Here is an 18,631-nt window from a genome sequence, read left to right on the forward strand (position 1 = left end):
CGGGGGCCTCACCCCCGGATGGGGTTCGCCCCCACGCCCGCCCCCCCCCCCTGCACCGCGGGGTTAGGTGGGCTGGGCGCCGCCCTGGGCTCTTGTCGAAGGGCCCCACCGTTCGCGGTGGGGCCCTTCGACATGTGTGGACGCCGCGCCGGTCGCTGCGGGCACGGCGAGTTGGCGGTGCCGGGCGCTGAACGTGCTCGACGATCCCGCGTGGTTCACGCGGACATGGGCGGCCTTTCCTGGCTGACCACGTCGAGCAGCAACTTCGCGGCCACCGTCGCCCCGTCGGTGCGGAATGTGCCGGCCACGGCGGTCGCTCGCGCGCGGGTCTCGGGGGTCAGGGCCGTCGTGAGCGCGGCCGACAGGGACTCGAAGGTCGGAGTGGGACCGTCGTGTGCCGCGCCGATGCCCAGGTCGGCCACCCGGCCGGCGAAATACGGCTGGTCACCGCCCTGGGGTACCACCACCTGGGGCGTGCCCGCCCAGGTGGCCGTCGTCGTCGTGCCCGCGCCGCCGTGGTGTACGACGGCGGCCGCCCGGCGGAACAGTGCCTGATGGTTGACCTCGCCGACGACGAAGCAGTCGTCCTGGTCGTCGATCAGGGCCAGGTCGGCCCAGCCGCGGGAGACGACCGCACGGCGGCCCTGCGCGCGGATCGCCTCGATGACCACCCGGGCGACGTCCTGCGGATCGCGCATGGGAATGCTGCCGAAGCCCACGTACACCGGTGGGGTGCCGGCGTCCAAGAACTCCTCCAACTCGGCGGGGAGCGGGCGTTCGTCCGGCAGGACCCACGCGCCGGTCTGCACCACGTCGAGGTCGGCCGGCTGCTGCCACGGGGCCAGGACCGGGTCCGTGGCCAGCCACGGCTGGTCGGTGAAGACGTGGTCGCGGACGTTGTCCAACTGTGGCAGGCCGATCGACGCCCGGTGGGTGTTGATCGCCTCACCGAACACCGCTTGCGCGTCCTGGGCGTCCCGGTCCCACAGCACTCGGTTGTCGGTCACATCCGAGGGCAGCGGCCGACCCGGCCGCGGCATCGGCGGATGGTGCGGCGACGGCAGGCTGACCGGCTGGTAACTCGCGTACACGTAGCGGATGCCCAGTTTCTCGGCCACCGACTTCACACCCGCCACGGCCGGCACGAGGCCGGTCGCCACCAGCACGTCACACCCCTCGGCCGCCGCGGTGACGTTGTCGTAGAACGCGGCGACCAACTCGGCCGCGCGCCGGGGCACACCCCCCGGCGACGGCGGCGTCTTCCCGGTCACCAACTCGCGCACCGACTGGCCGGTCGGCACCATCTCCACACCGACCCCGGCCAGCCGCTTCGCGAACTCCTCGTCCGGCGGCGCGCACACCCGCACCTCCGCGCCGAACTCCCGCAACCGCACCGCGAGTCCCACCAGCGGTTCGACGCCCCCACGCGAGTCATAGGCCGACAACACCACACGCATTTCGTCATCCCACTTCCGTAGATTCTGGCCTCGGTCGATGATCTTCCGCTGTTCTGCCCGGCCGCACCAGGGCGTCAGGCCGCCGCTTGGCATGTGGCGATGCGGCCGTCGCGCAGTTCGAGGTGTGAGCCTGTGGACCGGGACCGCATCCGGCGGTCGTGGGTGACGACTACCAGGGCGCCCTGGTAGTCGGCCAGCGCTTCTTCCAGTTCCTCGACGAGGGCGGGTGCGAGGTGGTTGGTGGGCTCGTCGAGGAGCAGTAGGTCGACCGGGTCGCTCACCAGGCGGGCCAGCTCGATCCGGCGCCGCTGTCCGTAGGAGAGTTCCCCCACGCGCAGGCGCAGATCGGCCGGGCCGAACAGGCCGAGCGCGAGCAGCGTCCCGGTGTGCTCGTCCGGGTCGCCTCCCCGTCCCGCGGCGAATGCCTGGGCGACGGTGAGCCCGGGCGGCCACGGCGTCTCCTCCTGGCGCAGATGTCCCACCCGCCCTTGGACGTTCACCGAGCCGCCGTCGGGTCGGAGCTCTCCCGCCAGGACGCGCATCAGGGTGCTCTTGCCGGCTCCGTTGGGGCCGGTCACCAGCAGCCGCTCGCCGGGCCGGATGGACAGGGATGGGATGTGGAGCCGTTCGCCGACGTGGACGTCGGTGAGCTGGGCCGCCGCGGCCGTGTGCTCGGTGGCGGGGCCCGTGGTGATGCGTGCGGTGAGGACGAGCGGCTCGGGAGGAAGTGTCACGGGGTTGCCGGTCAGTCGGTCGACCCGCTCCTTGGCGTTGCGGATGCGGACCATCGCGCCGTGCCCGCGTCCGCGCGCACGGAATCCGCCGTGGCCGAAGACGCTCAGCGGCATCTTGCGCGGAATGGCGTCCAGCCGCGCCACATTGGATTCGGCGAGCTGCCGGTTGCGGCCGAGCTCGGCACACCAGTCCCCGTACTCCTGCAGCCGTCGTCGGCGCTCGGCCGCCTTCGCGGCGAGGTAGCCGTCGTAGCCGTTCCCGTAGCGGGACACCGTGCCGGAGTCGACCTCCAGGATCGTGGTGGTGAGGCGTTCCAGGAACACCCGGTCGTGACTGACCGCGACCACCGTTCCCCGGTGGCCGCGCAGGTGCGCTTCCAGCCAGCCGACCGCTTGGTCGTCCAGGTCGTTCGTCGGCTCGTCCAGGAGCAGCAGCTCCGGTGCCGAGGCCAGCGTGGCGGCCAGCGCCAGGCGGGACCGCTCACCTCCGGACAGGGTGCCCAGCCGCCTGTCGTGATCCAGGTGCGGAAGCCCGAGCCCGTGCAGCGCGATGCCCACCCGGGTGTCGGCCTCGTATCCGCCCCGGGCCTCGTACTGCTCGATCAGCGCGGCGTAGGCCGCATGGGCGGGGCCGGACTCCGTTTCCGCTGCCGTCGCCAGGTCGGCTTCGGCCTGGCGCATCCGCGATTCGAGCGCGCGCAGGTCGGCCAGGGCCAGGTTGACGGCGTCCTGAACGGTGGCGTCGGCCGGGAGGTCCAGCGTCTGGGCCAGGTATCCGGTGCCGCCGGGCGCCGGCACGGTCAACTCGCCGCTCTCGAAGCACTCCTGCCGGGCGATGAGTCTGAGCAGCGTGGACTTTCCGGAGCCGTTGTCACCGATGACACCGACCTTCTCACCCGGCTTGACGGTGAGGCTCACCCGGTCGAGTACGACGTGGTCGCCGTATCGCTTGGTGATGTCGTGGAGTGTGAGTTGTGACGTACGCATGGCGCTGTTCCCCTGTTCTCGGCCGAGCCGGTCGATGTCGTTCGATGACGTTTCCGTGCGCACCGTGCGGGGCGGGGCGCAGCGAGGCTGGCGAGGGGGTAGCGGGCGTCCTATGGGATGTCTCCTCTGTGCGGGGGCAGGGCGTGACGGCGGCGTCGTGAGATCGGTCGTGAGATCGGTCGTGGGATCAGTCGTGGGATCAGGGAGTGGCCGGTGCGGCCCACTCGACGAACTGGACGATCACGCCGTTGGGGTCGGCGATCTGGAAGAGGCGTTCGCCCCAGGGCTCCTCGCGCAGCGGCATGGTGATGTCCACGCCCGCGGCGCGCAGGCGCTTCTCCTCGTCCTCGATGCCGGTGGTGGTGAAGGCGAGGATCAGACCGGAGGCGTGCTGGTCACGCTGGTCGGCCGGCAGGACCTGGGTGCCGCGGGCGAGCAGGACGATGTCGACCGCGCCGTCCTGGCGGGTCAGGGAGGCGAAGCCGTCGGCGGCGGCCTGTTCGGTGTAGTCCAGGTGGGTCGTGAAGAACTGCTGGGAGGCGGCGACGTCGTCGACGGTGAGCGAGACGGTGGAGGCGGTGATCTGCAAGGTGTTTCTCCTCAGTGGTTTCCGGGAGGGGGAGTTGTGGGTGCCGGTCGGGTGCGGGTCAGTAGCCGGAGCGGCGCGGCAGATTGCGGACCGGCGGGGGAATGCGTCGGGCGCGTGCGGGGGGCGCCTGGACGGGCGGGCGCCGGTTGCCGCGGGCCGGTGCGGGGGTGCGGCCGTCGCGCTCGGCCAGGGTCGGGCCGGTGTCGGCGGCCGGGATGCGGAGGGAGGTGAGGCGGGGTTCGGGCATGGGCACTTCCGTTCGTCGCTCCGTAGAAAATTTATGACGGACGTAAACTTAGGCCAACCCTCTTAGGAGTGTCAACATAAAAATACTACGAGCGTAAGATTGCCTCATGGCTACGGACGTCACCTCTCCGCACCCCCTGCCGGCCTGCGGGAATCGAAGAAAGAAGAAACAGGAGACCCGGCAGCTCATCTCCGAGCACGCCACCCGCCTGCAGAACGCTCAGCACCCCAGATACCAGCCAACTTCCGCCCCTGGCGGGTGAGGTTGTCCTCGGCGTGGACACCCATCGGGATGCCCATGTCGCCGCCGTGCCCCCGCGGCTTCGTGCCGGCGTCGTAGCGGGCGTCGACGACGCGCGGGCGTCGGCCATGACGTCGCCGGCGGATGCCTTCGTGAGCAGGCGAAAATTCGGGTGAGATCGGCGCGACGATGCGGAACACTCGGGCGACCGATGAGTTCTGCCAGGCGTGCCGGTCTTTACCGGCATCACCACCCATGTTCGTGCCGACAGCCCTTGGCTGCGAGGCGACTGTGACCAGGAACCCCAGCGAGGTGCTGCCATGTCAGCTGCAATCCAAGAACGACCAGCCGTGCAGGCGGGCCGAATACCGACCGTGGTGCGGCTGCTGGTGCTGGCCACGTTCGTGGTGATCCTGAACGAGACGATCTTGATCAACGCTATCCCGCGGTTGATGGACTCGTTGCGCATCACCGAGCAGTCGGCCCAGTGGGTGTCCACCGCGTTCATGCTGACCATGGCCGCCGTGATTCCGGTCACCGGCTGGTTCCTGCAGCGGGTCAGTACCCGCCAGGCCTACGCCATCGCGATGGGCGTGTTCCTCGCGGGTACCGCTCTGTCAGCCGTCGCGCCGACCTTCGAGGTGCTGCTGCTGGGTCGGATCGTGCAGGCCGCAGGCACAGCCGTGATGATGCCCCTGCTGATGACCACGTTGATGATCGTGGTGCCCGAGCAGGACCGCGGCCGGGTGATGGGCAACGTCACCCTGGCGATCTCGGTGGCGCCTGCGCTCGGACCTGCCGTGTCCGGGCTGATCCTGCAGGTCGGCTCCTGGCGACTGCTGTTCGTGGTCGTCCTGCCGATCGCGGCTCTGGTGACCCTGTTCGGGCTGCGCAAGGTGGAGAACATCGGCGAGCCGCAGGTGAGCTCCATCGACTGGCTCAGCGTGTCCGTGGCGGCGCTCGGCTTCGGCGGCCTGGTGTACGGCCTGAGCCTCTTGGGTGAGACCGACGGCAGGGTCGGGCTCGGTATCGGCATCGTCATCACCGGGGTCGCGGCAATCGCGGTTTTCGTGATCCGCCAGCTCAAGCTGCAACGCACCGGTGTGCCTCTGATGGACCTGCGCACCCTCGGGCACCGCGCCTACGGCCTTTCCCTGGCCCTCATATCCATCGGGTTCCTGGCGATGCTCGGGTCGATGATCCTGCTGCCGCTGTACCTCCAGAACATGCGCGGGCTCAGCCCGCTGGAGACCGGCCTGCTGCTCATGCCGGGCGGTCTGGCCATGGGACTGCTTGGACCGACCGTTGGCAAGGTGTTTGACCGGTTCGGCAGTCGGCCGCTGGTGCTGCCCGGCTCGATCGGCATGGTGCTCGCCCTCGGCGGTTTCACCCAGGTCTCGATGACGATGCCGTACTGGCAAGTGCTGGGACTGCACGCGCTGCTGATGGTGAGCCTGGCGGCGACGTTCACCCCCGTCTTCACGCTTGGCATGGGCGCGCTTCCCCCGCACCTGTACTCGCACGGCAGCTCGATGCTCGGGACGTTGCAGCAGGTCGCCGCAGCGTTCGGGACCGCGCTTGTGGTGACCGTGATGACCGCGCGCACCGGTCACCTGGTCGCCGACGGCGTCGCCGCCGTGCCCGCACAGCTGAGCGGGATGAAGCTGGCCTTCGGCGTCGCCGCCGCTCTCACCTTGGTGACGATCGTCGTTGCCGCGAAACTGCCGCGCCGGACCGCTGCCGCTGGTGCCCAAGACCACGGCAGCGCCGCGGACCAGCCCACCGGACCATGAGGGCTGGGCGGAAGTGGAAATGCTGGTCGAGGCGCAAGCCGCCGAGGCCGGCGACGTGCTTGGGCTCGGCGTTGATGCAGAAGCCCTCGTCCACCCGAGCTGCGGAAGCCACAGCGCAAACCGTGGCGGAACCCGGTGCCTCAAACGCTATGCCGCCAGAGAGGTCTTCCACCTGGTCAGGCCCGTACCCGCAGAACCGCCGGCATGGGGGCTACGTGTCATTCCGGCAGGGTCTCGGAGCCTGGTGGGTGGTGCCCCGGTGACCTCACCCTGACGGTGTGGAATCCGGCGGTCGAGCGACTGTCCGTTGATGGACATCCGCACGTATCCGACGAGGGCGCCGGTCCGGACGGCAGGGATGGCGGCGAGGAGATCGTCATTGCGGTTCCGGCTCGGTGCTGCGAGAGCACCAGGAACATCTCGGTGGCCGCGACGACCGGGCCGACGACCGGGCCGGCCACCTCGGCCTACCCAGCCCCCGTTGGTCTCCTCCGAGGCCGACCGCCAGGCCGCCGCCAGACGGGGGTGGCGCAGCCGGGCCGGCGGGCCTCGACTCGCGCTCCAAGGAGCTCGGTCGGGCGACTCAGCGCAGGAGCGCGGCGACGGCAGCAGCCGGTTTGGTCGCGTCGGGCTGGTCCCCGGTGATCAGGTCCGCGTAGACGAACGACTCGCCGATGCGGGTGATCACGTAGGCGAGGTCCGGCAGGGCCATGGGAGGGGCGAGGGCGCCGCGGTCCACCTCTTCCTGCAAGAGCTCCTGGATCTTCGCGACGATACGCCGTTGCACGACGCTGGCTCTTGTGGTCATCAGCCGGAGGCACGCCTCGGGTTCCCGCGAAACGTATGCGCGGAAGTAGTCGGCCTCGATGATGCCGCGGGTGAAGTTCTCGACGGCTGTGGCGATGCGCGCGCCTCCCTGCCCGGGCGCGGCGGTTACCGCCCGTTCCAAAGCCGGCTCGGTGAATGACCAGATGACCTCGGCGATCAACTGGTCCCGATTCCCGACCCAGCGGAACAGCGTGGCCCGGCTGATGCCGAGCTCGACGGCCAGGTCCTGCATGTCCACGCGCTCACCGGCCAGATAGCGCTGACGCGCGAGCTCGAAGGCGTCCATCGGGCTGCGGCGCGGCACCTTGCCCGCCGCCAGATGCCGCGTCAACGGCGTCTCCGCTACCACCACCACACTCGACCTCCCCGTTCTGTGCACCGAGACGATCGTACAGTCACCTCCCGAGAGAGACGTATTTGAAAGTGTTGCACGATGAGATGTTCCGTGTAACGCTTCATAGCAGGTCCGCGGCCGTTATCCGGCGCGAATTTCCTGCCGGCTGAGACCAGACCGCCAGTTCCATCGGTTCGATGAAGGAGCACGGACATGACAACTGGACTCACCCAGTCCCAGCGGGCCGTCCTCCGGGCCGTGTGCGACACCGTCGTGCCGCGCATCGAGCGCGCCGAGGATCCCGACGGTTTCTGGGGGCGCACGGCCTCCGACCTGGGCGTCGACGTCGCGCTGGAGCAGATCGTCGGCAGGATGCCGACCGAGCAGCGCGCCGGCTTGATCCAGCTGCTCGACGGGCTGGCCTCGCAGGAGATCACCCGGGTTTCGCGGCACTCCCGAGAGCAGATCCTGCGTACGGTGTCGATGCTCGGCTCGCAGGCCGCCGCCGGGATCAGCGGACTGGTCGGCGCGGCGCTCTTCCTCGCCTACGGCGCCCCGGCCCCGGGGACCGGGCAGAACCCGAACTGGCGGGTCTTCGGCTACCCCGGCCCGATCAGCGCCCCTCCTACGGCGCCGAAGCCGATTCAGCCCCTGATACCGGACCGGGACGAGGTCTCGTACGAGGCGGATGTGTGTGTGGTCGGCTCGGGTGCGGGCGGCGGCGTGATCGCCGGCGAGCTCGCCCGCCGGGGGCAGAAGGTGGTTGTGCTCGAAGCGGGCGGCTATTTCGACGAGGCCGACTTCGATCAGCTGGAGCTGTCCGCGTACCAGAACCTGTACTGGCGGGGCGCGCCCCAGACGACCGTCGACGGCAATGTGGCGATCCAGGCCGGGGCCTGCCTGGGCGGTGGCACGACGGTCAACTGGACGAACTGTCTGCGCACCCACTCATGGGTGCGCGAGGAGTGGGCGAAGCTCGGCCTGGACGGGCTGGACGAGCCCGGGTTCGACGAGCATCTGGACGCGGTGCTGGCACGCATCTCCGCGAACGAACGGTGCTCGGACCTGAACGGGCCGCAGCGGCGGATGCAGACCGGCGCGGAGCGGCTCGGGTGGTCTTTCCAGACGGTGCTGCGCAATGCCGACCCCGATCGCTACGACCCGGTGAGCGCGGCGTACATCGGCTTCGGTGACCAGTCCGGCTCGAAGCAGGGCACGCTCAAGACCTACCTGCAGGACGCGTTCGAGCACGGCGCGGACCTGCTGGTGCGCTGCCGCGCCGACCGGGTGCTGGTCGAGCAGGGCAGCGCCGCCGGGGTGGCGGCCACCTGGTCCGACCCGGCGACCGGCCGCCGGGCCAAGGTCACCGTCCGCGCCCGGCAGGTGGTCGTCGCGGGCGGGGCGCTGGAGTCGCCCGCGCTGCTCCTCCGCTCCGGGATCGGCGGCCCGGCGGTGGGGAACTACCTGCGGCTGCACCCGTCCACCGCGCTGTACGGCATCTACGGCGAGGACCAGAAGGCGTGGTGGGGGGCGCCGCACGCCGGGCTGTGCGACCAGTTCGCCGACGTCGACTCCGGCCACGGGTTCCTGATCGAGGGAGCGCAGTACGCGCCGGCGCTCATCGGCTCGGCGCTGCCGTTCACCACCGCCGCCGAGCACAAGCAGCTGATGACCAAGGTCCGCCACGGCGCCACCTTCATCGGGCTGCTCCGTGACCGGGGGTACGGCCGCGTCACCGTGGACCCGGCGGGCGGGCCGGTGGTGTCGTACGCACTGACCGACCAGCTCGACGTACGCAACTCGTACCAGGCGATCGAGGTGCAGGCCCGGCTGCACGAGGCCGCCGGGGCGCGCGAGATCTTCGCCCTCGGCGCGGGCGCGCCTCGCTGGCAGGCCGGCGACGACCTGGACGGTTACCTGCACCGGGTGCGGCGGCTTCCGCTAGGGGCAGGCGGCGTGCGGCTGTTCAGCGCGCACCAGACCGGCAGCTGCCGGATGGGCCTCGACCGCGGGACCAGCGTTGCGGGCCCGTACGGCGAACTGCACGACACACCGGGCGTGTGGATCGGCGACGGCAGCGCCTTCCCCACCGCGGCCGGCACCAACCCGATGGTCACGATCATGGCCCTGGCCCGGCGCACCGCCGAGGCGATCGCCGACGGCCCGGCCGCCCGCCCCTGAGCGAAGCGGTCCCCACGCAGCACACAGCACGCAGCACGCAGCAATCGAGGAGATCGAGATGGCGCTCGTCGCTGGAACACCCGCCGAGACCGGGACACCCGCCGAGACCGGAACACCCGCCGAGACCGGGACACCCGCCAAGACCGGGACACCCGCCAAGGCTGGAATAACCGTCAAGGACAGGCACTACATCGCGGGCGAGTGGGTCGAACCGACCGGCTCCGGCTCGATCGACGTGGTGGACCCGACCACCGAGGAGGTCATCGCCCGCATCCCCGAGGGCACCGCAACGGATGTGAACCGGGCGGTCACGGCGGCCCAGCGGGCCTTTGAGTCCTGGTCGACCGTCCCCGTCGAGGAACGGGCCCGCTACCTCCAGGCGCTCGCCGACGGCCTGGCCGCCCGCGCCGACGAGATCGCCGCGCTGGTCGCCCACGAGGTGGGCATGCCCCTGGCCCAGTCCCGGATGATCCAGGCCGGCCTGCCCACGATCGACTTCGGTTCGATGCCGGGGCTGCTGCGCGCCTACGAGTTCGAGGAGGAGATCGGCAACTCGCTGGTTGTCCGCGAGCCGGCCGGCGTGGTCGGCGCGATCACACCGTGGAACTATCCGCTGCACCAGATCGCGGGGAAGGTCGCGCCCGCGCTCGCCGCCGGCTGCACGGTGGTGCTCAAGCCGAGCGAGGTCGCACCGCTCACCGCCTACCTCCTCGCCGAGATCACCGAGCAAGTCGGCCTCCCCGCCGGGGTGTTCAACCTGGTCACCGGGACCGGTCCGGTCGTCGGCGAGGCGATCGCCGCGCACCCCGGGGTGGACATGGTGTCGTTCACCGGCTCCACCGCCGCCGGGCGACGGGTCAGCGAGGTCGCCGCGCGGACGATCAAGCGGGTCTCCCTCGAACTCGGCGGAAAGTCGGCGAACATCATCCTCGACGACGCCGACCTGCAGACCGCGGTGGTCCACGGCGTGGGCAAGTGTTTCGTCAACTCCGGTCAGACCTGCATCGCGCTGACGCGAATGCTCGTCCCCCGGCCCAGGCTCGCCGAGGCGGAGCGGATCGCGGCGGCCGCCGCCGAGGCGTACACCGTCGGAGACCCCTTCGACGAGCACACCACCCTCGGCCCGGTCGTCTCGCAGGCCCAACTGGAGCGGGTGCGCGGCTACATCGAGACCGGCATCGCCGAGGGCGCGAAACTGGTGGCCGGCGGCCTTGACCCCCTCCCCTTCCAGCACGGGTACTTCGTCCACCCCACCGTGTTCTCCGAGGTCACGCCCGACATGGCCATCGCCCAGGAGGAGATCTTCGGCCCGGTACTGGCGATCATGCCGTACGACGACGAGGACGAGGTGGTCCGGATCGCGAACGACTCGGTGTACGGCCTGTCGGGCGGGGTGTGGTCCGCCGACCCGGAGCGGGCGGGGCGGCTGGCCCGCCGCCTGCGCACCGGCCAGGTCGACATCAACGGTGCCGCGTTCAACCCGATCGCCCCGTTCGGCGGCTACAAGCGGTCCGGCAACGGCCGCGAACTCGGCAGGTACGGCCTTGAGGAGTTCCTCGAAACCAAGGCGATCCAGCGCTGACCCGAGGACCGGAGGGATGAGCAGCATGCACACCGAACAGTTGAAGCTTCCGGAGACCGTCGCCGAACTCGCCTTCGTCAGCGCCGAACGCTTCGGCGACACGCCCGCGCAGCGGTTCAAGCGCGACGGCAGATGGCAGGACCTCAGCTACACCGAACTGGGTGCGGCCGCCCGCCAGATCGGCCTTGGTCTCATCGGTCTCGGCGTACGGCCCGGCGACCGCGTCTGCGTACTCGCCGACACCCGACCGGAGTTCACCCAGGCGCAGTTCGGGATCGCGGCGGCGGGCGCCGTGGTGGTGCCGATCTACCCCTCAAGCTCTCCCGACGAATGCGCCTGGGTGGCCGGGAACTCCGGCGCCACTGCGATCATCTGCGAGAACGCCGGACAGCTGGCGAAAGTCGAGCAGATCCGCGACCGGCTTCCCGATCTGCGGCACACCCTGGTCATCGACCCGGCCGACGCGGCAACGCTGACGCTCGGCCAGCTCCGCCGGTGGGGCCGAACCTTCGGCGCGGCCAAGCTACGCCGACGCACCGAGGCTGTGCGGCCCGACGCCCCGGCGATCATCATCTACACCTCCGGGACGACCGGCCGGCCCAAGGGCTGCGTGCTCACCCACCGCAACATGATGGCCTGCTGCCGCGTCACCGAGCAGCTGCGGGTGGTGGGCGCCGACGACGTCGCGTACCTGTTCCTGCCCCTGGCGCATGTCTTCGCCCAGGTCATCCAGCTGGGTATGACCGGCGTCGGCGGCATGGTGGCCTACTGCAGCGGCGGCGCCTCCGTGATCGTGCCCGACTGCGGCGAAGTCGCCCCGACGTTCCTGCCGTCCGTCCCCCGCATCTACGAGAAGATCTACGCCCAGTTCGCCGAACAGGTACCGGCCGACGAGCTCGCCGGCGGGGTGCAGACCGGGCTGGCGGTACGCCGAATGGAAGCCGCTGGCCAGCCGGTGCCCGACGAGCTGCACCAGCGCTTCGAGCAGGCCGACGCGCAGCTGTTCGCAGGGGTCCGGGCGCTGTTCGGCGGCCGGCTGCGCAGGGCGATCTCGGGTGCCGCGCCGATCGCACCGGAGATCCTTGAGTTCTTCCACGCCGCGGGCATACCCGTATGCGAGGGTTACGGCCTCAGCGAGTCCGCGTCGCTCGGCACTCTCAACACCCTGGACGCCACCAGGATCGGCACCATCGGAATGCCGGTGCCCGACTGCGACGTCCGCCTCGCCGAGGACGACGAGATCCTCCTGCGCGGCCCGCACATCTTCACCGGCTACTGGAACAACCCGCAGGCCACCGCGGAGATCCTCGCCGACGGGTGGCTGCGCACCGGCGACCTCGGCGCGGTCGACGACGACGGGTACCTCACCATCACCGGCCGCAAGAAGGACATCATCATCACCGCCGGCGGCAAGAACCTCACCCCGGCGAACCTGGAGAACGACCTGCGCCAGTCGCCGTTCATCTCCCAGGCGGTGATGTACGGCGACCGGCGGCCCTACCCCGTCGCGCTCATCACCCTCGACGCCGAACGGATCCACCCCTGGGCCCAGGCACACGGACTCCCCACCGACATCGAGTCGCTCGCCACGCACCCACACGTCCGCGCACGCATCCAGCAGGTGCTCGACGAGGTGAACAGCCGGTACGCGCGCGTCACCCAGATCAAGAGGTTCGCGATCCTCGCCCGTGACTTCTCCCAGGAGACCGGCGAGCTCACCCCCACGCTGAAGGTCAAGCGGCAGGCCGTCTACCGGAAGTACGCCGCCATCCTCGACGCCCTCTACAACGGTGTCCCGGCGATGCGGGAGATGCCATGACCGATGTCGACAACCCGGTGGGCAGCGTGAGCGGTGACGCCGCCGCCATCGTGGAGCTCCACGAGACCTTCGCCTCGTGCCGCCGTACCGCGAGCCGGCCGACACCGTGGTAACGGCCGCCTACGCAGAGCCCGCCATCTAGCACTTGATGACGCGATGGCCAGTCCGTCGACAGTCACCCGCCCCCATCGAGAAGAGATCCACCCATGCCCATGCACCCCATGCCCATGCCACTCGACCCGCCCATAGCCGCTCTCCTGGAGGGCCTCAATGCACAGCCACCCCTGCATTTCGAAGGCGTGGACCCCGAGGTCCTGCGAGAGGCGAACCGGCAGATGGCAGCGCAGACGCCTCTGCCTGAGCCCATCGAGGTCGGTTCCGTTCAGGACACGTCGGTTCCCGGCCCCGCCGGGGACATCCCGGTGCGCGTCTACCGGCCCGCCGCCGGGCAGCAGTCCGTGCCCACGGTGGTCTTCTTCCACGGCGGCGGCTGGCTGGTCGGTGACCTGGACACCCACGACGACGTCACCAGGCGGCTGTGTCGTGACGTGAACGCCGTCGTTGTCTCGGTCCACTACCGCAGGGTGCCGGAGAATCCCTACCCCGCCCCTCTCGACGACTGCTTGGCCGCTACCCGATGGGTCGCCGACCACATCGAGGAGTACGGAGGACGGCGCGACCGGCTGGCCGTCGCCGGCGACAGCGCCGGTGCAAACGCCGCCGCCGTGATTGCCCTGACCTTCCGCAACGACAACCAGCCGCTGGCCGCCCAACTACTCGCCTACCCGCCGACCGACTTCGTCTCCGACCGAGGGCCCCGTGTCCGGGATTGGGGCCTGCACGACAAGGGTGTGTACACCTTCACCTCGCACGAGAACCCCTTGCTGTGCTCGCAGTTCACAGGAGTATCCAAATGCTCGGGCATCGAGGTGCTGCTGTGCGGTTCCGCGCGGCACGTCATCGGAGAGGACGACCAGCCCCGTACCCGGATGGGATCCGGGTCGGACTGGCTTCATGACATGGCTGCCGAGCTGGTGGCCATGGAGGAGCGAGGTGAGACGACTTTGCCCGAATCCCTCGTGCGCACTCCTCGTGGGATGCAGGAGTACGCGGCCAAAGCGGCCCACGACATGATGGTCTCTTGGCGGCAGGGACCCGTTCACGTACACGGCCACGCTCGAGTGCTGTGCAATTTCGAAGCCGTGGACGGGGAGCACCGACTGATGGTGGCGAGCCCGTTGTACGTCGAGACCGCCCCGCCTCCGCGGGAGGGGGCCCTGGTGTCGCGACCCACGCGGCGCCGATGGCCCTGGAACTTCCGGGTCTACCCGCCGACGCGTTGATCCGGAGAGAGTCGGTCTGAGTCACTCGTCGACGTCGCAGAGCAGCGGGCGGAGGGCTCGGTCGAAAGTGCTGACAACTGGTTGGAGCGCACGCTCGAAGCACAGCCACAGGTCCACATGGCCCGCGCCGCGGGCCCTGCCGGACAACCCGTCACCGCTGTTCCGACCACACAGATCTACAACTGGAGTGCACAGAGTGCCGACTGCTCCCTCGAAGCATCCGTATCCGTGACGCTGCTCTGTGATTCGCTCCTCAGGGACAGCGGTCTTCAACGGGGACCTGACCGCCCACACTGGTACGACGCCGACGGACAGCTCCAGGCGCAGTACCTGTCGTGGGACCGCCCAACCGGCACGGCCCAAAGCCTTCTTGCCTTTGCGGGAGTGGATCGAGCAGCGACTCCAACGGAGCGGCCACTGCTTGATCCAGAGGATGCTCGGCGAACGTCAGACCGTCACATCCGAACACCAGCGAATCTGGAGAGAGTTCAGCCAGACGGCAGGCCGCACCGCAGTCGGGCACCGGACATCAGGAACTATCGTCACTACGCTCAAGAGAAGCCTCAGATAGTGGACCGACCTTGAGTGGGGGTGTCTCCCGCGCCTTTGGCAGTTGGGGACTGGTCGTGCGGGACGCAAGCGTGACAATCTCCGAGGAGGACTGTCCGACGCGGCCGCCAGAGGCGCTGTCGTAGAAGTAGCTCGGACACGAAGGCCCGTGCCGTTCAGGTCAAGCATGTCCGGAGGGTCCCCGGTGGGGTCAAGGCCCGTCAGTGTCGGTGAGAGCGTCTAGGGTGCGGCGCATGTCTGCCTCATCATCTTGGCGCAATGCCGAGACTCCCCTGTCACCGGTGTACCCCTTCAATGCTCCAGGGGAGTCGATCACCCTCTACAACGGGCAGGTTGCCGGACCGGCCGGGACTGCGGTACCCGGGGTTGTCCAGTACGACTGCTCTCCGAAGCCGGGGATCTCGTGGAGGCTGCATACCGAGGACTATGATCCCACCTCCACGGACAGGACCGAACTGAGCCTGCTCGACCTCGGCTTCGAACTGCCGGTATCCGGCACGGATGCTGTGAGTGGCTGGTCCAACGGCACTTCCTACGGAGATCCCGACGCTGCGCTCGACCGGGTCGTCGCCCACTGGTTCAACCTGCCTCGCTGGCACGGAACTGCCCACCTGGAAGCCCGTGCCGTCGATGGAACGCCGCTACTGGTGGCCGCCGGACGCAGTGTGTACGAGGTGGACGGATGGAAGATCACGCTGGACGTCCGCCCCGACCACAAGGCCGTCTTCTCTGGCGTGCGTCAGGCCGATGTCTACGTCATGACGCACGCGATGGAGATCCGCCGGCTGAACGGAACCACGTTCACGGCCGCCGAGGTCACCCCGGTTCTCGGTGCCCTGCACGTCGGGCTGTCCTTCGCGCTCGGCCGGTGGGTCGCCCCCGCCCTGCCCGTCGGCCAGAACAACGAGGAGCAGACGGTGTGGGGCCAGTGGGGCCCGATGCTCTGCGACCCGGCACGCCGCATCAGCTCCGGCTGGTGGTATCCCGAGGACCAGGCGTCCTTGGTGGATCTGCTGGCTTGCCTCCTGCCTGCCTTCCATGATCCCTGCAAAGGACAGGCGCTTCGCCTGCAGATGCAGTACGCGATTACGGCCATTGACGACCGAGGGTTCGTCGAACAGCGGATCATGAGCGGAGCTGCCGGAATGGAACATGTGATGTGGCAGGAGTTCGTGCTCACGGGTCGGCTCACGGAAGCCGAGTTCACGTCACGCGCCTGGCCAGCGCATAGAAAGCTGCGTACGGTCCTGACGGACGCAGGGGCAGATCTGGGGGTGTATGAAGACCGTCTTCCTGCGGCCGCTGCCTTTGCGGCCCGACAGCAAGTGGACGGAGACCGGTCGGCAGATGGCGCCGACATCGTCACGCGAGTCCGTAACCGTCTTGTGCATCCCAAGGAGACGCAGGAGCCCGTCTACTCGGTCAAAGGGCTGGTCACCGAGATCTGGCTTCTCACCCGTCATTACCTAGTGTTGCTGGTGCTCCGTTCGATCGGCTACCGAGGCTCCTACCAGGACCTCTCCAGGACGAACAGGTGGGTCGGCCAGACCGAGCTCGTCCCGTGGGCCTGAGAACGCACAGGACTTCACGAGCTACGGCGCTTCTTCCCGAGGTTCCCGTGTCTGTGCCTTGCCGCCGTCGGCGCAAGCGCTCCCCCGCCAGACGGGAAAGTTGAGTATCCGTTTTCAGCGTTGTCCTTCCAGGGTGAGGACGGCTTTGGCGACTTACGTTTTACGGTGGGTGCTGATCCAGGATCTACGGAAGACCCGCCTGGGTGGTGCGGCTTAGGAGTTCGCTTCGGACGTGCTTAGCCAGTCCTGCGCGCTCCTGGCCGTAGCGCGCAACTGCGGGTGGACACGCACGATTTCTCGTTGACGTTCGGCTGGCAGCCCAAGTTCGTTCAGCAGATTCAGAAGAACCACCGCAGTGGTCACGTCCACAATGGCCACCAGCTCCTCGAGCTTGTGGTTGGGGGTACGCCCTTCATGGGCCAGGTCGTTTCGTGCTCGAGTCGTGCGCCTGGCCCAACGGTCCACGTCAGGTACGAGTGTGGACAGGGCTTCCTGGTCGGGTCGGGCCGCGAGTGCGTACAACCGGTCCCGAAGTGTCGGGTCATTGCGGAGGGAGCCCCGGATCCGCTTCCTATACTCTTCGGGGACCTGAGCCAGCATCGCCTCGCGCATCGCTTTGAAATCCTCCGACGGGATCGGGGGTTCGTCGATGTCGAAGCCACGGTGCAGGACCTCAGCCGCTCCCACCGCCATCAGAAGATTGTTCTCAACGTACCGTGCCGGTGAGTACCGAAGCCCCAGAACCATGTTCGTCGCGGACTGCAGTCGCGCGTGCACATCGCACCAGCGAGGGATGATCTCCTCGAAGGGGAGAGCCTCACACGTGAAGAACATACGATGATGAGCGGCCGCCTTCGCATCGTGCTTCCCGATCACAAAGGGCGAAAACAGCACGTCGACATTCCGCTCCACCCGCAGACCGTGGGAAGTCGACACGGAGTTCTCCGGGGCCAGTTTCAGACGTAGCCAGATCATGCCGGCAGCACGGTGGGTGGCAAGGGAGATCAGGTCTTGTATCAACCGGGCATAGCCAATTGCATCACTCAATGAGGATGCATCGCGCGGGGTGATCTGCACGTATGCGGTATCACGCATACGGCCAACGGTTCCGCCTCGGAGCTGGTCGAAGAACGGCAGCGTGTGGCGGTGCGCGAGCACGAAGTCAGTGCCATCGACTTCGACCGACTGCACTTCCACGGGCTTCACGGAGATGGCGCCGCTCCCATCAAGGCGCCCGTCGGGCGCACCCAGGGACCCCTCGAGAACTGACGATGCCGCCCAATGCCCGAGGTTCTCCACGGACACCTCCATCGTGGAGAACCCCGCCTCCTCCTCACCACTGACGTGCGCCCCGATGAGACCCGTCGTTGCTACGACGGTCTGCTTGTCAGGGGTCTTTACGCGCGCACCGAAGGTCCGCTTGCCACCGTTAGGAAAACAGCCGAAGAGGCTGATCTCGCGCTGGTCCGCGGCACCATGAATCACTCCCCACGCCCGACGGCCCTCATGGATCATCACCACGCCTGGAGCATGCGTCGTCATGACTCGGTCCTCGAACGTGCCGATCAAAGAGAGCGCCAAGCCGCCCTCGGGCTCGTAGCGGAGTACGCCCGGCACTTGGTACTCAGGTGCTTCCGGCAGCCACCACAGCCCAGCCCACTCACCGGGCGCGTCGAGATTCAGCGGGTCCCTGCCCATTATCATCACCTTTCCCGTCCAACGGAGCGTTCGCGAGGCCACGCAAGACGCTCTTCTGAATCATTCCAGCGCGTTGTCGAGGAGAGGAAGTCAACCGGGGCAGGCGACGGGGCGCTGCACCGGGCGCTGATCGACTTCGCCAGGCAGCTCACGGACCTGTTCGGCACTGCGCTTGAGAACCTCAGCCAAAGTGGCTAAGTCGGTCGGCCAACCTGGCGTGGGCGGTGCCAGCTAGAGATCCCTAATGGTGGGGGTTCTGGCCTTGGTGACGGTTGATGGCTGGTGCGCTATGCCGGGGGTATGCGGTATCCCGATGGTGTTGGACTGACGGCTAGGAGATAGCAAGTGTGTTTGGTTGTTGTCGAGTTGGTCGAGGCGGGAGCCAGCGACGTGGAGGTGGCCCGCCGGTTTCGTGTGACGCGGATGTTGGTCAATCGGTGGCGCCGGGACCTGGCCACGGGTGGGCGCCAGGCGCTGGCTTCGAAGGGGGCCGGCGGTGCCCGCCCCGACCTCACCGAGGGCTACCTCGCTGATACCTCACCGCTTACCGTGCACGAGCCCTTAGGGCTCGCAGAGAATCAACGTGTTGCTTCACGTGATTCGGCTCGTTGGTCTGGTATGGGCGTCTCCGATGAAGTTCGTGGTCAACTCGCCGTGA

13 protein-coding genes are annotated in these 18,631 nt (G+C 68.6%); 7 read left to right on the top strand and 6 right to left on the bottom strand.

The features are described from left to right. Positions 1-215: 215 nt before the first annotated feature. The 4 genes from AB0I10_RS35855 to AB0I10_RS35870 form a co-directional block, all read right to left on the bottom strand. Positions 216-1,457, bottom strand: coding sequence for a glycosyltransferase (locus AB0I10_RS35855; protein WP_363156914.1), 1,242 nt, complete (start codon positions 1,455-1,457; stop codon positions 216-218). A gap of 74 nt (positions 1,458-1,531) precedes the next feature. Further along, positions 1,532-3,178, bottom strand: a complete 1,647-nt coding sequence (locus tag AB0I10_RS35860; RefSeq protein ID WP_363156915.1) for a TlrC/CarA/OleB/SrmB family ABC-F type ribosomal protection protein — start codon at positions 3,176-3,178, stop codon at positions 1,532-1,534. 199 nt (positions 3,179-3,377) lie between these two features. Beyond that, entirely contained in the window at positions 3,378-3,767 is a 390-nt protein-coding gene (locus tag AB0I10_RS35865) for a VOC family protein (RefSeq protein WP_363156916.1), read from the bottom strand. Between the two features lie 58 nt (positions 3,768-3,825). Further along, entirely contained in the window at positions 3,826-4,014 is a 189-nt protein-coding gene (locus AB0I10_RS35870; protein ID WP_363156917.1) for a hypothetical protein, read from the bottom strand. Between the two features lie 560 nt (positions 4,015-4,574). Here AB0I10_RS35870 and AB0I10_RS35875 point away from each other — a divergent pair. Continuing rightward, a complete protein-coding gene (locus AB0I10_RS35875) occupies positions 4,575-6,047 on the top strand; it encodes an MDR family MFS transporter (RefSeq protein WP_363156918.1) in 1,473 nt (490 codons plus the stop codon). Between the two features lie 583 nt (positions 6,048-6,630). On the opposite strand, the gene AB0I10_RS35880 is transcribed toward AB0I10_RS35875, so the two are convergent. Beyond that, positions 6,631-7,230 carry a QsdR family transcriptional regulator gene (locus tag AB0I10_RS35880; RefSeq protein WP_363156919.1) on the bottom strand — a complete coding sequence of 200 codons (600 nt, stop codon included), beginning with the start codon at positions 7,228-7,230 and terminating at the stop codon, positions 6,631-6,633. A 192-nt stretch (positions 7,231-7,422) separates the two neighbouring features. Here AB0I10_RS35880 and AB0I10_RS35885 point away from each other — a divergent pair, with 192 nt between their 5' ends. The 5 genes from AB0I10_RS35885 to AB0I10_RS35905 all read left to right on the top strand — a co-directional run bounded on the left by AB0I10_RS35885 (position 7,423) and on the right by AB0I10_RS35905 (position 16,275). Further along, positions 7,423-9,390 carry a GMC family oxidoreductase gene (locus AB0I10_RS35885; protein WP_363156920.1) on the top strand — a complete coding sequence of 656 codons (1,968 nt, stop codon included), beginning with the start codon at positions 7,423-7,425 and terminating at the stop codon, positions 9,388-9,390. 58 nt (positions 9,391-9,448) lie between these two features. Next, positions 9,449-10,972 carry an aldehyde dehydrogenase family protein gene (locus tag AB0I10_RS35890; RefSeq protein ID WP_363156921.1) on the top strand — a complete coding sequence of 508 codons (1,524 nt, stop codon included), beginning with the start codon at positions 9,449-9,451 and terminating at the stop codon, positions 10,970-10,972. Between the two features lie 16 nt (positions 10,973-10,988). Then, positions 10,989-12,791: an AMP-dependent synthetase/ligase gene (locus AB0I10_RS35895; protein ID WP_363156922.1), complete on the top strand. Its 1,803-nt coding sequence runs from the start codon at positions 10,989-10,991 to the stop codon at positions 12,789-12,791. A gap of 221 nt (positions 12,792-13,012) precedes the next feature. Further along, positions 13,013-14,134 carry an alpha/beta hydrolase gene (locus AB0I10_RS35900; RefSeq protein WP_363156923.1) on the top strand — a complete coding sequence of 374 codons (1,122 nt, stop codon included), beginning with the start codon at positions 13,013-13,015 and terminating at the stop codon, positions 14,132-14,134. Between the two features lie 794 nt (positions 14,135-14,928). Then, entirely contained in the window at positions 14,929-16,275 is a 1,347-nt protein-coding gene (locus AB0I10_RS35905; RefSeq protein ID WP_363156924.1) for a hypothetical protein, read from the top strand. A 213-nt stretch (positions 16,276-16,488) separates the two neighbouring features. Here the strand turns inward: AB0I10_RS35905 and AB0I10_RS35910 are convergent, their stop codons facing one another. Further along, positions 16,489-17,973 (bottom strand): HEPN domain-containing protein, encoded by a 1,485-nt coding sequence (locus AB0I10_RS35910; protein ID WP_363156925.1) that lies wholly within the window; start codon positions 17,971-17,973, stop codon positions 16,489-16,491. Between the two features lie 351 nt (positions 17,974-18,324). Here AB0I10_RS35910 and AB0I10_RS35915 point away from each other — a divergent pair. After that, on the top strand, positions 18,325-18,631 hold a 307-nt coding region (locus AB0I10_RS35915; protein WP_363156926.1), incomplete at its 3' end, for a helix-turn-helix domain-containing protein.

It is taken from the genome of Streptomyces sp. NPDC050636, assembly GCF_040654775.1.
Lineage (GTDB): Bacteria > Actinomycetota > Actinomycetes > Streptomycetales > Streptomycetaceae > Streptomyces.